Here is a 13,858-nt window from a genome sequence, read left to right as displayed (position 1 = left end):
TTGATTTGGGGCCATTATACGTGCTTTATGCGCCTTTGCGGCCGGGGGCTCCTCAAGAGTTCTAAGGGCGGCCGCGGACGGTGCTTGGTGGCAATGTCGGAATCCGTATAATGTGGCGCTCAAAATTCTGGTCCGAATCCCAAACACCTCAGGAGTAACTATGTCCCTGGTTCGTCCACACGGCAGTGTCGAGCTGCAGCCCCGTTTCGTTTACGACAGTGAGCGCCATCACCAATTGATCCACGAAGCGGAATCCCTGCCGTCCATCGTCATCAGCTCCGCTGCGGCGGCAAATGCGGTGATGCTGGGGGCGGGTTACTTCAACCCGCTGCATGGGTATATGAACCTCGCGGACACCCTGAGCGTGGCGGAAACCCTGCGTACCGCGGATGGTTTGTTCTGGCCGGTGCCTGTGGTGAATATGGTGGAGGACGCTTCTGCCGTTGCTGGTGCCAAGCGCATAGCCCTGCGCGACCCCAATGTCGAGGGTAACCCGGTCATCGCGGTAATGGACGTGGACGCGATCGAAACCGTGAGCGATGAGCAGGTAAACACCATCGCCGAGCACGTATTCGGCACCCTGGATGACGCCCACCCGGGAGTGGCGACATTCAAGGCTGCGGGCCGCCAGCTGATCTCCGGCCCTATCGAGGTGCTGAACTTCAGCTACTTCCAGTCTGACTTCCCCGATACCTTCCGCACCGCGGTGGAAATCCGCAATGAATTCGTGGAGCACGGCTGGAGCAAGGTTGTTGCCTTCCAGACCCGCAACCCCATGCACCGGGCTCACGAAGAGCTGTGCAAGATGGCGCTGGACGCCGTTGGTGCCGACGGTGTGCTGATCCACATGCTGCTGGGCAAGCTTAAGGCCGGCGACATTCCCGCCCATGTGCGCGACGCAGCCATCCGTAAGATGGTGGAAGAATACTTCCCGAAAAATACCGTGATGGTGACCGGCTATGGTTTTGACATGCTGTACGCCGGTCCGCGTGAGGCTGTTCTGCACGCTGTGTTCCGCCAGAACTGTGGCTGTAGCCATCTGATCGTAGGGCGCGATCACGCGGGTGTGGGTGACTACTATGGTGCTTTCGACGCGCAGACGATCTTCGACGAAAAGGTACCGGAGGGCGCCCTGGAGATCGAAATCTTCCGCGCGGATCACACCGCCTACTCCAAGAAACTGAACCGCGTGGTGATGATGCGCGATGTGCCTGATCACACCAAGGATGATTTCATCCTGTTGTCCGGCACCAAGGTGCGTGAGTTGCTGGGCAACGGCATTGCACCGCCCCCGGAGTTCTCTCGTCCGGAAGTGGCCCAGATTCTGATGGACTACTACCAGAGTCTGTAATCACAAAGCTGGTATATTTCGGCGGACACAAAAAAGGCGGGAAGTCCCGCCTTTTTTGTGTCTCGAATTTTGTGTCTCGAATTTTGTGTCTCGAATCTGGAGCGTAAGCGCCAGGGCCTGAGCGGCAGTGGCGAGATCAGCGGCTGGAAGAGTTCATCGGGGCGGGCGAGGGGGCCTGCGCCTCTTTTTCAATCCCGTAATCCTCGGACAGTGCGCCTTTCGTTGGGGCCCAGTCGCGGGGGGGGAGCACGTTGAGGTTCTCGTCGTTGTCACTCAGGTTGCCGCTGCCGGCCTCCAGCATCTGGCGCCCGATGTCCTGATTGGAAAGCCGCATGGCGCTGGTGGCGAGGTGTTCATGCACTTCTTTGTAGCTTTGGGTCAGGTTGTTGACCAGTTGGGCCGTCTGGTCAAAGTGTTCATTCACCTGCTGCTGGAAGTCTTCCAGTCTGGTATTGGCCTCTTTCAGGCGCAGTTCCAGTTCCTGAGTGCGATCGACGTTCTGGCGGCCGCGAGTAGCCAGAAAGGCCAGCAGGGCGCCCAGGACCAGGCCGAGTATGCCGACCAGAATTAAAACCGAAGTTGCGTGCACGTACTTTCTCCTCAAATTGAATGTGGCACCGGCCATCCGTGACGGTGCCCCTATTATACGCAATTCCCACCAGCGCGCCGCGATACGGTTTGTGCCAAGTCACTGCGGATTTGGTAAAGTGCGCGCCGATTCGGACGGTCGCGGGGAGGTGTCTTCGCCGCAGGCGTTTCCGAAACCCTTGTGTGGGGCGGATTATGCGCACCCCGTCTGGTTGTGTCCCCCGATTATTTTTCTGAATGGTTTCGAGTTAATGGTCACGGTACAACGTCCGCCCACCTCCGAACGGCTTACACCCATGGCCCGCTACCAGCGGGATCTGCAGCGTCCGGATTTTGTGGCAGACCCCGCGCAGAAGGCGGCTGTTGCCGAACTGCAGGATCTCTATGAGCGGTTGATGGCCGCCGGGGGGCGGGAGCAGGGGGTGTTTGGCCGTCTGCGCCGATTATTTCGGGCGCGTGAGCGTCGTCCCGAAACGGGGGTGTACTTTTGGGGTGGCGTCGGACGCGGCAAAACTTATCTGATGGACGCCTTTTTTGAGGCTCTGCCTTTCGAACAGAAACAGCGCACGCATTTCCATCGTTTTATGCGCGATGTACACCGACAGCTGAAAACCCTGGCGGGTGAGAAAAATCCGTTGGAAAAGGTGGCTGATCGCATTGCGAGCCGTGCTCGGGTGCTGTGTTTTGACGAATTTTTTGTCTCGGATATCACCGACGCCATGATCCTGGCCAATCTGCTGCAGGCGCTGTTCGAACGCGGGGTTACTCTGGTGGCCACGTCGAACATCGTGCCGCAGGGGTTGTATAAAGATGGTCTGCAGCGGGCGCGCTTTCTGCCAGCCATAGACCTGTTGTTGGAGCACACCAAGGTGGTCAATGTCGACAACGGCGTCGACTACCGTTTGCGTGCTCTGGAGATGGCGGAGTTGTACCACTGCCCGCTAGGAATCGGAGCCGATGCCAGTCTTGAGCGCTCATTTCGCAGTCTCATCGTTGAGGGGTGCGAGGTGCGAGAAAAGGTGAAACTGGATATCGAGGGGCGCCCCATAGTCGCGACGCGGGTCGCGGACGATGTGGCCTGGTTTGGATTCAGTGAGCTCTGCGACGGACCGCGGTCACAGAATGATTACATCGAGTTGGCGAGAGAGTTTCACACCATTGTGCTGGCGGACGTACCGCGTTTCGATGAGCGTATGGAGAGTCAGGCGCGTCGTTTCATTAATCTGATCGACGAATTTTATGACCGTTGCGTCAAGCTGGTGATCTCCGCGGAACAGCCAGTGGAGTCTCTGTACCGCGGTCGCCACCTGCGCTTTGAGTTCGAGCGCACCGTCAGTCGGTTGCAGGAGATGCAGTCTCGGGAGTATCTGGCGCGCCCTCACCGCCCGGAGTAGGGCGTCGGCGGCGGTTTGGACTGGTCACAAGTTGCTCAATTTTGTGCTTGAAAAGCCCCGGGCGCTTATGTAGTATTCGCGCTCTTTTCGTGGGACGGCCCCCATTTCGGAGGCCATATACAGGTGTTTTATAACATGAAGACTTACAGTGCCAAGCCGGAAGCGGTAACTCGCGACTGGTACATTGTTGACGCTGCGGACAAGACTCTCGGCCGTATTTCCGCCGAGATCGCTCACCGCCTGCGCGGCAAGCACAAGCCTGAATACACGCCCCACGTGGACACCGGCGATTACATCGTAGTCATCAATGCCGAAAAGGTTCGCGTGACCGGCAACAAGGCCAAAGACAAGATCTACCATCACCATTCCGGTTACCCGGGTGGTCTGAAATCCATCAGCTTTGAGAAGCTGATCGACAAGGCGCCTGAGCGCACGATTCAAAGTGCAGTCAAAGGCATGCTCCCGAAAGGCCCCCTGGGTCGCGCCATGTTCAAGAAACTGAAGGTGTACAAGGGTAGCGAACATCCTCATGCGGCCCAGCAGCCGATTGAACTGTCGATCTAAACGGAAAGCATTCTCATGGCAACTACTCAATACTACGGTACCGGCCGCCGCAAGACCTCTACTGCTCGTGTATTCATTCAGCAGGGCGAAGGTAATATCAGCATCAACGGCCGCACTCTGGACCAATACTTCGGTCGTGAAGTGGCTCGCATGATCGTGCGTCAGCCGCTGGAACTGGTCGATATGGTCGAAAAGTTCGATATCAATGTCACTGTTGCAGGTGGCGGTTCCTTCGGTCAGGCGGGCGCTATTCGTCACGGCCTGACCCGCGCTCTGATGCAGTACGACGAGTCCCTGCGTCAGCCGCTGCGTGCAGCCGGCTTCGTGACTCGCGATGCGCGTGCCGTTGAGCGGAAGAAAGTTGGTCTGCGCAAAGCGCGCAAGAAGCCGCAGTTCTCCAAGCGTTAAGCAGAATTTTCTGTATTTTATTGCCCGGCTACTGCCGGGCTTTTTTTTGTGTGGGCCTTCTTCGCGGGCCATGGGTCAAAGCATTTTCTGTTTAAAATTCCGCCAGTTCGCGGCAAGGTCGCAGGCGTTCGCCCCGGGTTTCGCCTTGTATCGGTTTGGCATTTTCTTTAACATTGCGCGAATTTCTATCCGCCTGCACTTGGGGTTTGGCTACTTTGTTCTACAGCCAAGCAGGTGGGTCAGTTGTGGGGAGTTTCTGTCTTAAGTCTCTGATGTTGCTGTGGCGAGCTATTCGCCATTGCGCGGGTGCTCAGTTCTATCTGGTCGCGGATCTTTTCTTCCCGAACCATTGGGCCGCATACACGCACTCGCTGCCAATGCGGATGAACCTGAAGCGCCGCTGGCCATGTAGATTTACTGCAGAAGTTTTCCGGATTTTTTGGGTTTGGGCCAGTCAGCTCTGGGCTTACGTTCATGTAGGTTGTGCGGGGCGCTGTGATGGGAGAACTACGTCATGAGTGATGACGGTGTAAATGTGGGGCGTCGTCGATTTCTGACCGCTGCTACCTCTGTCGTGGGTGGTGCAGGTGCGGTCGGGGTCGCAGTACCTTTTGTCGCTTCCTGGAATCCGAGTGCCAAGGCCAAGGCCGCAGGCGCGCCAGTCAAATACAACATCAGCAAGCTGGAGCCCGGCCAAATGGTCACCGTCGAGTGGCGCGGCAAGCCGGTGTACGTGGTGCGCCGCACCCAGGAATCACTGGATAACCTGGTCAAGGTCGACCCGCTGCTGCGCGATCCGAAGTCTGCGGAGTCCAATCAGCCCGCCTATGTAAACCCTGAAAACCGTGCCATCAAGCCTCAAACGCTGGTTCTTGTCGGTCTGTGCACGCACCTCGGTTGCGCGCCCATGTATCGCCCGGAAGTGGGCGCTGCCGATCTTGGCGGCAGTGAATGGATGGGTGGTTTCTTTTGCCCCTGCCACGGCTCCAAATACGATCTGGCTGGTCGCGTATACAAAGGTGTACCGGCTCCTACCAATCTGGAGGTGCCGCCGTATTCCTATGAAAGTGACGATGTCATCGTAATTGGTGTGGATCAGGAGGGCGCCGCATGAACTGGTTAACCGCTTTGGGAGATTGGGTTGATCAGCGTCTGCCGATCTATCGCGCGTGGGATACCCACATGGGCAAGTACTACGCGCCCAAAAACTTCAACCTCTGGTATTTCTTCGGCGTGCTCTCCATGCTGGTTCTGGTGAACCAGCTGCTGACCGGTATCTGGCTGGTGATGAGCTATAACCCATCTGCCGAAGGTGCCTTCGCGTCCGTTGAATACATCATGCGCGATGTGGATATGGGGTGGATTATCCGTTATCTGCACTCCACCGGCGCTTCCGCGTTTTTCGTGGTGGTTTATCTGCACATGTTCCGTGGCCTGATGTACGGTTCCTACAAGCCGCCACGCGAACTGGTGTGGATTTTCGGTATGTGTATCTACCTGGTACTGATGGCGGAAGCCTTTATGGGTTACGTGCTGCCTTGGGGACAGATGTCCTACTGGGGGGCGCAGGTCATTGTATCCCTGTTCGGTGCCATCCCCGGTATCGGTGAAGATCTGGTGCAGTGGATTCGCGGCGACTACCTGATTTCCGGTATTACCCTGACCCGTTTCTTCTCCCTGCACGTGATTGCCCTGCCGCTGGTGCTGGTGTTGCTGGTAGTGCTGCACATTCTGGCGCTGCACGAAGTGGGCTCCAATAACCCCGATGGTATCGAGATCAAGAAGAACAAGGACGCAAACGGTGTCCCGCTGGATGGGGTTGCCTTCCATCCTTATTACACCGTGCACGACCTCGTCGGTGTGGCGGTTTTCCTGTTCGCTTTCTGTGTAGTGGTATTCTTCTTCCCGGAAATGGGCGGTTTCTTCCTCGAGCACGCCAACTTTGAAGAGGCTAACCCGCTGAAGACCCCCGAGCACATTGCTCCGGTGTGGTACTTCACGCCGTTCTATGCGGTGCTGCGTGCAGTGACCATGGATATCGGTCCGTTGACCGCAAAATTCCTCGGCCTGGTGGCGATGGGTGCGGCCATTGCAATCCTGTTTGTACTGCCCTGGCTCGACAAAAGCCCGGTCAAGTCCATTCGCTACAAGGGAGTGCTGCCCAAGGTCCTGCTGCTCGTGTTTGCCGCGGTGTTCATCATTCTTGGATACTTGGGTGTTAAGTCGCCGACCCCGGGGCGTAACTTCCTGGCTCAGGTAGCGACCCTGTTCTACTTTGCCTTCTTTGTCACCATGCCAATCTGGACCAATCCGACCAGTCGTAAAACTCTGGTTTCCTGGATTGTCAGTGGTGTATTCGCCTTCCTGTTTCTGTGGATGGCGGTTGTGAATTGGAAAGCGAGCCTGTTCGTTGGTGTCGTGTCCCTGTTGTTTGCCGGCTTTTTCGCGGCGCTGCCGTGGCTGACCGAGCGCGATGTGGTACACCCGGTGCCGGATCGTGTTACCAGCCCGTCTGGCAGCAAATCGTTCATCCTTCTGTTCGGCGGTATTATCGCGGTGGTATTGCTGGCCTTCGTGCCCATCAAGGCGGTGGGGGCAGAGAGTTCCGTTGAGCTGGACCACATCAATATCGACCTGAACGATAAAGCCTCATTGCAGCGCGGATCCAAGTACTTCGTTAACTACTGCATGGGGTGCCACAGCGCCAACTTTTCCCGCTGGGAGCGTGTTGCCACGGACCTGGATATCCCCAACGAGCTGATGCTGCAGAATCTGGTGCTGGGCGACGACAAGATCGGCGACCTGATGCAAATTGCCATGCAACCTGAAGACTCCAAGGTTTGGTTTGGTGCCACGCCGCCGGATCTCACTCTGGTGGCCCGCGCACGCTCTCCGGAATGGCTTTACACTTATCTGCGTAGCTTCTACAAGGATGAGAGCCGTCCCACTGGTGTGAACAACAAAGTGTTCCCGAATGTGGGGATGCCCCATGTGCTGATGGAGCTGCAGGGTCTTCCGGAGTGCGCGCCGGGCCCCAAACGCGACCACGGCAAGGTAGTGCGCGACGAGATGGGCAATCCCATCATGGACGCCAACTGCGGCAGCCTGCAGGTTGCCAAGGTCAAGGGGTCCATGAGCGGTGAAGAATATGATCAGGCGGTGTATGACCTGGTCAATTTTATGGAGTACGTGGCTGAGCCCATGGCGGAGTCCCGTAAACGTATCGGCTTCTATGTGCTGGCGTTTATCCTTGTGTTCTTCATTTTTGCCTGGCTGTTGAATCGCGAGTACTGGAAAGATATTCATCACTGAGCGATTGCCAGACTGATTTTTCCGGGTGGTGGGCCGCCGGTTTCCGGCATCAGCCCTACCGCCCGTTTTCCGTTTCAGAATGACGGTCGCAAAGCCGACCAGTATAGATTGAGGTAGTTCCACAATGGGTGTGCCGACCAACAAGCGCTCCTCCATGACCTTCTTTTCCGATGGTCGTTGTCACTTCAGCCACCGGGTGCGTATCGTTCTCGCTGAAAAGGGTGTTACCGTTGACATCGTCGACGTCGATCCCGAAGACAAACCGGCGGAGCTGGCAGAGCTCAATCCCTACAACTCGCTGCCTACTCTGGTGGATAGGGAACTGGTACTGTTTGAAACCAAGGTGATGATGGAATACCTGGATGAGCGTTTTCCGCATCCGCCGCTGCTGCCCGTATATCCGGTAGCTCGCGCTCAGAGCCGCCAGATCATGTACCGTATTGAGCGCGACTGGGTGCCACTGGTGGACAAAATTCTTGCCGGCGGCAAGGATGTGGCGACGGCGCGTAAAGAGCTGCGTGATAGTCTGGTTGGTATTGCGCCGATGTTTACCGATCTGCCGTACTTCTTCAATGAAGAGTTTTCCCTGGTGGACTGTTGTATGGCGCCGCTGCTATGGCGTCTGGATCAGCTGGAAATTGCGCTGCCGAAGACCAAGCAGGCCAAGCCATTACAGGACTATATGGATCGCCTTTTTGCCCGCGAAGCCTTCCAGCAGAGTCTGACCGAATATGAGCGCGAAATGCGCTCCTGAGGTGCTGATTGAACAAGCCGCCGATGACATCCAACCGCCCGTATCTGTTACGGGCGTTTTATGAGTGGATCACCGATAACAAATGCACGCCGTATCTGCTGGTGGATACCCATCTGAAGGGCGTGCTGGTGCCCCAGCAGCATGTCAATGAGGATGGGCAGATTGTCCTGAATGTGTCGGAAACTGCGGTGATGGGTCTGACGATGGACAATTATGCCATCCGTTTCAACGCCCGTTTTGGCGGTGTGCCGACGGATATCCAGGTGCCGGTTGGGGCGGTTGTGGGGATCTACGCCCGGGAAAACGGCCAGGGAATGGTGTTTGAATCCGAGGAAACACCAGAACCCCCGGAGCCGACACCACCGGCGACCTTCAAAAAGCCTGCGAAGAAACCCTCGCTGCGGGTGGTCAAGTAATCCGTAGCTGCGCAATCCTGTTGGGAATCGATAAAGGTCCGTTGTTACGGACCTTTTTTGTACCCGCGTGCACCGGGTTCGCGTTTTCAACTGGATTCACCTGCCCCTCTCGTGCATGGCGTAAAAAATGACGCCGTATTCCTGTTCTCGGTTGGTGAATTTGTCGCGGCCTTCCGATACTGCATGCAAGCTGTGTGCAGGAGGCCCTCAATGAAATTACTCAGCCATACCATCGGTATTTTCACCAACCCGGATCGGGAGTGGCAGGCCATTCGCGCCGATAAACACTCATTTCTCCAGGTGTTTCTGAGTCATGTACCGATTCTGGCGTTAATTCCCGCCATTGCCGGTTATATCGGTGTCACCCAGGTGGGATTCGAGTTGGGTGGGCACACCGCCAAATTGACACCGGCAAGCGCGGCAACGCTGGCGGTGACGACTTATCTGGCGCTTTTGGTGGGGATTTATCTGGTCGGTGAGTTCATCAATTGGATGGCCAAAGCTTACGGTGTGGAAGGTGATGAGCCCACCCGTCACTACGAAGGTACGGCTCTTGCGGTATTTATCACCACGCCGGTTCTACTGGCGGGTATCGTGCTGTTATACCCGCATCTCTGGTTGGTTGTGACGGTAATGGGACTGGCAGGGCTCTATTCCGTTTACCTTCTGTACGAGGGCATCCCTATTCTTATGAATATGAGCAAGGAGCGTGCATTTCTTTATGCGAGTGCCGTGCTCACCATCGGTTTGGTGGGGCTGGTGACCATGATGATCTGTTCGGTGATTATCTGGAGTATGGGTGTGGGACCGGTGTATCAGCACTAGGTTGGACTTTGCCGTTTTTTCGTCCTTTCCGTGATACTCGTAACACCAGGGCCGGCGAATTCGCCGGCCCTGGTGTGTCTGCTTCACCGGTTTGACCCGGTGTGAATACATCTTGAGGTCAGGGTTGTGCGTCGACGGCGATGCTGACCTCGTCGTGTTCCAGCGCGGAATCGGGACTGCTTTGTAACGGAGGCATCGGGCAGTCGAGGCAGTCGGCGATGGCTCGTAGCAGTTCGACTTCCTTCGCGCGGATTACTCCATCGTGCGCCAGAGTGGTAGCGAGTGCTTTAAGCAGCATTGGCTTTCTCAGTGGCGCAATGTCCCGGCAAATGGCGAGAGCCTTGTCCAGTCGCTGCAGATTGATGTCCCGCGCCGCGGGCAGTGGTACTGGCGTTTGCTTCAGTGTCGCTAGCCCCGCCTCATAGGCGCGTTTGGCACCGAGGTACTCGTCACTTCCCGCGTGGGCCATGGCGGCGAGGAGGAAACGCTGCGCGTCTGTCTGAGCCGCGCCCGAGCCTGTTCCGGGCGGCATCTTGCGCTGAAGATCCGGATTGGCTTCAAGAGCATGTATCAGCACTCGATAAAGTGCCCACTCCCAGACTTCCACCTTGCCATCGGCGCGCACAAGTTTGATCAGGTTGCGTTTGAATATCTGGTATTGCTGCGGCGCCAACGCCTTCAGCGCGGGCACGCACAGATCCAGTAATGGCAGCCGACAGGTGGCGGGCAGCTGCGCGAGCGAAGGCTGCAGCCGACCGAACTCGCGCAGCACTGCGGGATGTGCGGACTTCTCCAGTACCGCACGCTGCTGCGCATATTGTCCTGGGGCCATCAGCAGCCCGTAGGCGACGGCGCGGGCGGCGAAGGGGTCGTGCGCTGCGGATTTCAGGTTTGCGGGAATCCTCGCGAGCAGCGCGCCGCCCAGCGCAATCTGTGCGGCCGATGGCTGCGCAATTTGGTTATCCACGGCCTCCAGTACCTGATCGAGGCGGGAACGGTACTGAGTTGCGGGTGTGGATTGGGTGGAGGGCTCTCCGGGTGCCTTGGAGGAGGGTGGAATATCTGTGGCGTGTATTCCGGAAATCTGCTCTCTGTGTGACACTCCTGTCGCTCTTGTGGCAACACCGTCCCAGCCTTTCCACTGCGGGTCCAGACGACCGATGCGGCTGGCGAGCGGAGGGTGTGTGGCAAACAAACCCATGAGTGAATGTTTCAGGCTGCTGGCGAAATACATATGGCTGAATTCGCTGGCATTGGCGGCGCTCAGGTTGGAGCCCTGCTGGTGACCACCAATCTTTTTAAGCGCACCGGCGATACCCTGATTACTGCGGGTAAACTGTACAGCCGAGGCGTCCGCCAGGTATTCCCGCTGGCGGCTCACAGCGGATTTGATCAGATTGCCGAAAAAGGTGCCGGTGTAACCGATGGCGACAAGTCCCGCGCCGATACCGAACAGGGCGGCGCGGCCACGACTGTCACGGCCGGTGCCCCAGTAGCTCCCGCGCAATAACCAACTGCCCAGCAGGCCAATGATCAGGATGCCGTGTAACAGGCCGACGATACGGATGTTGAGGCGCATGTCGCCGTTAAAAATGTGGCTGAACTCGTGCGCCACAACACCTTGCAGTTCGTCTCTGTTCAGCTGTTCGATACAGCCTCGGGTAAGACCGATCACCGCGTCCGCCGGTTGATAGCCGGCGGCAAAAGCATTGATGGCATCGTCGTCCAGTATGTAGATATCCGGTACTGGTGTTCCTGAGGCGAGCGCCATCTCCTCCACCACATTCAGCGCGCGCTGCTCCGCCAGGTCTCGAGGGGCGATGTTGATTTTCCGCCCACCGAGGGACTCCGCTACCGCGCGGCCCCCGGCCGCCAGTTGTTGCAACCGGTAAAAACTGGCGAGTGCTATAACCGCGGTGATGGTGACGGCGATTCCGGCAACGGTATCCCAGCCCAGGGCGGAGAGCATTCCGACAATCGTGCTCTCGCCTCCCTGTTCGTGGGAGACGTTGCTGATAAAGGCGAAAAACACGGTAGTGATGGCGATAAGCCCGAGTACTGCCGCAGCAAACAGCAGTACCAGAAGGGTGGTATTGCGACGTGCCTTGTCCTGATATTCAAAGAAATTCATGGGATATCAGAACTGTACCCGGGGCGCGGCCTGGAAAGCCTCGGAATCCGCGAACTCGAGCAACTTGCCATTTTCGCGGTGGCCGAAAAAGCCGGCAAAAAACACCGGAGGGAAGCTCTGACGGTAAATGTTGTAGGCGGTGACACCATCGTTGAATGCCTGTCGGGCAAAGGAGACTTTGTTCTCGGTACTGGTGAGTTCTTCCATCACCTGCTGGATGGTCTGGTTGGCTTTCAGATCCGGATAGGCTTCCATTACAACACTAAGGCGACCGAGAGCGCTGGTGAGCAGACTTTCCGCGTTTCCCAGATCGGCAATGGCGGCGGCGGAGCCGGGGTTGCTGGCGGCCGCTTTCAGGCCGGCGAGTGCCGAATTGCGTGCGCTGATAACCGCTTCAAGGGTCTCGCGCTCATGCCGGAGATAGCTCTTGGCGGATTCCACCAGGTTGGGAATCAGATCGTAGCGTCGTTTCAGTTGCACTTCGATCTGCGCAAAAGCGTTCTCGTAGCGGTTCTTGAGGGAGACCAGGCGGTTGTAGATTCCAATGATGTAAAACACCAGCGCAGCGAGCACGACCAGCCAGACGATGGTTGAAATATCCATAAAAGGCACATTCCTGTGGTTGGGCTTCCCCCGGGGTTGTTTTTGGGACAGGGAAGCTGTTGTTATCGGTCACAGTGGTTGAGGCGGATGGTTTTATCCGAAAGCTGCGCCAGATAGTACCATGGCGGCTTTGGCGGTGGGTCTTGGCGAATCCAACGAAGGGCGGATGGCAATGACGGCCGGAGTGTGGGGTATAATCCGCCGCAAAATAACCATTCATCGCAATTCTGGTCAGCCTGAAGCGGCGATCCCCGTTATAACTGGAGAAAATTCAGCATGAGCGAGCAACTTGCAGACCCTGTAGTCATTGTCGGCATTTCCCGTACTCCCATGGGGGCGATGCAGGGTGCCCTGTCCGGTCTCAGCGCTCCCGAGCTGGGAGCGGTCGCCATTCGCGGCGCGTTGGCCGACGCCGGCGTGGCGGCGGCGGATGTGGACGAGGTGCTGATGGGCTGCGTGCTGCCCGCGGGCCTCGGCCAGGCGCCGGCGCGCCAGGCTGCGCTGGGTGCTGGTGTTCCGGAAGGCACGCCCACCACTACCGTCAACAAGGTGTGTGGCTCAGGTATGAAAACCGTGATGATGGCCCGGGATGCTTTGCTCGCTGGCGACGCCAAGGTGATTGTGGCCGGAGGTATGGAAAGCATGAGCAACGCGCCTTACCTGCTGCCGAAGGCCCGCGGCGGTATGCGCCTCGGCCACGGCGAAGTACTGGATCACATGTTCACCGACGGTCTGGAAAATGCGTACGATGGCCAGTTGATGGGCAACTTTGCCGAGTGCACCGCGGACAAGTACAGTTTTACCCGCGAAGAGCAGGACAACTTTGCGCTGGAATCCCTGGCGCGGGCCAACGCGGCTATCGAGACAGGAGCTTTCAAGAGAGAGATCGCTCCCGTGACCGTTTGCAGTCGCCGTGGAGAGATCGAAGTTTCCGTGGACGAGGGCCCCGGCAACGCTCGCGCGGAAAAAATCCCGCAGTTGCGCCCGGCGTTCCGCAAGGATGGTACGGTAACCGCTGCCAATGCCAGCTCAATCTCCGATGGTGCCGCGGCGCTGGTATTGATGCGCGAAAGTGAGGCGAAGGCGCGTGGATTGAACGTGCTGGCGATATTGCGCGGCCAGAGCCAGTTTGCTCATGCACCGGAGTGGTTCACCACCGCGCCGGTTACCGCCATGACCAACCTGCTGAAAAGAGTGGGCTGGCAGGCTGCGGATGTAGACCTGTTCGAAATCAATGAAGCCTTTGCCGTGGTGACCATGGCGGCAATGAAAGAGTTGGCGCTGCCTCGCGACAAGGTAAACGTGAACGGCGGTGCCTGCGCGCTGGGCCACCCGCTGGGCGCTAGTGGTGCCCGGGTGATCGTCACCCTGCTGGCGGCGCTGGAAAGTCGCGGCCTGAAAAAAGGTGTGGCGAGTCTGTGTATCGGTGGTGGCGAGGCGACGGCGATTGCGATTGAGCGTCCGTAATCGACGGAATGTTGTGCCATAAAAAACGGAGGCTGCGGCCTCCGT

13 protein-coding genes are annotated in these 13,858 nt (G+C 57.6%); 10 read left to right on the top strand and 3 right to left on the bottom strand.

Annotated features, from left to right (window positions below; genetic code table 11):
- The first annotated feature begins 160 nt into the window (after positions 1-160).
- Positions 161-1,351 carry a sulfate adenylyltransferase gene (sat, locus tag C3938_RS02545; RefSeq protein ID WP_199775473.1) on the top strand — a complete coding sequence of 397 codons (1,191 nt, stop codon included), beginning with the start codon at positions 161-163 and terminating at the stop codon, positions 1,349-1,351.
- A gap of 136 nt (positions 1,352-1,487) precedes the next feature.
- On the opposite strand, the gene C3938_RS02540 is transcribed toward sat, so the two are convergent.
- Positions 1,488-1,940, bottom strand: a complete 453-nt coding sequence (locus C3938_RS02540) for a YhcB family protein (RefSeq protein WP_105101686.1) — start codon at positions 1,938-1,940, stop codon at positions 1,488-1,490.
- A 250-nt stretch (positions 1,941-2,190) separates the two neighbouring features.
- Here C3938_RS02540 and zapE point away from each other — a divergent pair, with 250 nt between their 5' ends.
- The 8 genes from zapE to C3938_RS02500 all read left to right on the top strand — a co-directional run bounded on the left by zapE (position 2,191) and on the right by C3938_RS02500 (position 9,612).
- Positions 2,191-3,333, top strand: a complete 1,143-nt coding sequence (gene zapE, locus C3938_RS02535; RefSeq protein ID WP_105103183.1) for a cell division protein ZapE — start codon at positions 2,191-2,193, stop codon at positions 3,331-3,333.
- A gap of 135 nt (positions 3,334-3,468) precedes the next feature.
- The gene (gene rplM / locus C3938_RS02530; RefSeq protein WP_105101685.1) at positions 3,469-3,897 is read left to right on the top strand and encodes a 50S ribosomal protein L13; all 429 of its coding nucleotides are present in this window, start codon (positions 3,469-3,471) and stop codon (positions 3,895-3,897) included.
- A 15-nt stretch (positions 3,898-3,912) separates the two neighbouring features.
- Positions 3,913-4,305, top strand: a complete 393-nt coding sequence (gene rpsI / locus C3938_RS02525; protein WP_105101684.1) for a 30S ribosomal protein S9 — start codon at positions 3,913-3,915, stop codon at positions 4,303-4,305.
- 514 nt (positions 4,306-4,819) lie between these two features.
- On the top strand, positions 4,820-5,419 hold the full coding sequence (gene petA, locus C3938_RS02520) for a ubiquinol-cytochrome c reductase iron-sulfur subunit (protein ID WP_105101683.1): 600 nt from the start codon (positions 4,820-4,822) through the stop codon (positions 5,417-5,419).
- The gene (locus tag C3938_RS02515; protein WP_105101682.1) at positions 5,416-7,617 is read left to right on the top strand and encodes a ubiquinol-cytochrome c reductase; all 2,202 of its coding nucleotides are present in this window, start codon (positions 5,416-5,418) and stop codon (positions 7,615-7,617) included. Before petA ends, C3938_RS02515 begins: the two co-directional genes overlap by 4 nt.
- Before the next feature lie 124 nt (positions 7,618-7,741).
- Positions 7,742-8,371, top strand: a complete 630-nt coding sequence (locus tag C3938_RS02510; RefSeq protein ID WP_105101681.1) for a glutathione S-transferase N-terminal domain-containing protein — start codon at positions 7,742-7,744, stop codon at positions 8,369-8,371.
- A gap of 23 nt (positions 8,372-8,394) precedes the next feature.
- A complete protein-coding gene (locus tag C3938_RS02505) occupies positions 8,395-8,787 on the top strand; it encodes a ClpXP protease specificity-enhancing factor (protein WP_105101680.1) in 393 nt (130 codons plus the stop codon).
- 210 nt (positions 8,788-8,997) lie between these two features.
- Positions 8,998-9,612 (top strand): Yip1 family protein, encoded by a 615-nt coding sequence (locus C3938_RS02500; protein WP_105101679.1) that lies wholly within the window; start codon positions 8,998-9,000, stop codon positions 9,610-9,612.
- A 118-nt stretch (positions 9,613-9,730) separates the two neighbouring features.
- Here C3938_RS02500 and C3938_RS02495 read toward each other — a convergent pair whose 3' ends face one another.
- Complete coding sequence (locus C3938_RS02495; RefSeq protein ID WP_105101678.1) at positions 9,731-11,743, bottom strand: M48 family metallopeptidase; 2,013 nt, start codon at positions 11,741-11,743, stop codon at positions 9,731-9,733.
- A 6-nt stretch (positions 11,744-11,749) separates the two neighbouring features.
- Positions 11,750-12,346, bottom strand: coding sequence for a LemA family protein (locus C3938_RS02490; RefSeq protein WP_105101677.1), 597 nt, complete (start codon positions 12,344-12,346; stop codon positions 11,750-11,752).
- A gap of 276 nt (positions 12,347-12,622) precedes the next feature.
- On the opposite strand from C3938_RS02490, the gene C3938_RS02485 reads away from it, so the two are divergent.
- Positions 12,623-13,813 (top strand): acetyl-CoA C-acyltransferase, encoded by a 1,191-nt coding sequence (locus C3938_RS02485; RefSeq protein ID WP_105101676.1) that lies wholly within the window; start codon positions 12,623-12,625, stop codon positions 13,811-13,813.
- Positions 13,814-13,858 lie beyond the last annotated feature (45 nt).

Source organism: Microbulbifer pacificus (assembly GCF_002959965.1).
Taxonomy (GTDB): Bacteria; Pseudomonadota; Gammaproteobacteria; order Pseudomonadales; family Cellvibrionaceae; genus Microbulbifer; species Microbulbifer pacificus_A.
Note: the sequence above shows the minus strand (reverse complement) of the source record. Positions and strands in the feature narration are given on the sequence as shown.

Excerpts from the sequence above, each read along its gene's own strand:
- zapE (WP_105103183.1), top strand. The coding sequence starts at position 2,191 with ATGGTCACGGTACAACGTCCGCCCACCTCCGAACGGCTTACACCCATG.
- C3938_RS02500 (WP_105101679.1), top strand. The coding sequence starts at position 8,998 with ATGAAATTACTCAGCCATACCATCGGTATTTTCACCAACCCGGATCGG.
- rpsI (WP_105101684.1), top strand. The coding sequence starts at position 3,913 with ATGGCAACTACTCAATACTACGGTACCGGCCGCCGCAAGACCTCTACT.
- C3938_RS02485 (WP_105101676.1), top strand. The coding sequence starts at position 12,623 with ATGAGCGAGCAACTTGCAGACCCTGTAGTCATTGTCGGCATTTCCCGT.
- petA (WP_105101683.1), top strand. The coding sequence starts at position 4,820 with ATGAGTGATGACGGTGTAAATGTGGGGCGTCGTCGATTTCTGACCGCT.
- rplM (WP_105101685.1), top strand. The coding sequence starts at position 3,469 with ATGAAGACTTACAGTGCCAAGCCGGAAGCGGTAACTCGCGACTGGTAC.
- sat (WP_199775473.1), top strand. The coding sequence starts at position 161 with ATGTCCCTGGTTCGTCCACACGGCAGTGTCGAGCTGCAGCCCCGTTTC.
- C3938_RS02495 (WP_105101678.1), bottom strand. The coding sequence starts at position 11,743 with ATGAATTTCTTTGAATATCAGGACAAGGCACGTCGCAATACCACCCTT.
- C3938_RS02505 (WP_105101680.1), top strand. The coding sequence starts at position 8,395 with ATGACATCCAACCGCCCGTATCTGTTACGGGCGTTTTATGAGTGGATC.
- C3938_RS02490 (WP_105101677.1), bottom strand. The coding sequence starts at position 12,346 with ATGGATATTTCAACCATCGTCTGGCTGGTCGTGCTCGCTGCGCTGGTG.
- C3938_RS02515 (WP_105101682.1), top strand. The coding sequence starts at position 5,416 with ATGAACTGGTTAACCGCTTTGGGAGATTGGGTTGATCAGCGTCTGCCG.
- C3938_RS02510 (WP_105101681.1), top strand. The coding sequence starts at position 7,742 with ATGGGTGTGCCGACCAACAAGCGCTCCTCCATGACCTTCTTTTCCGAT.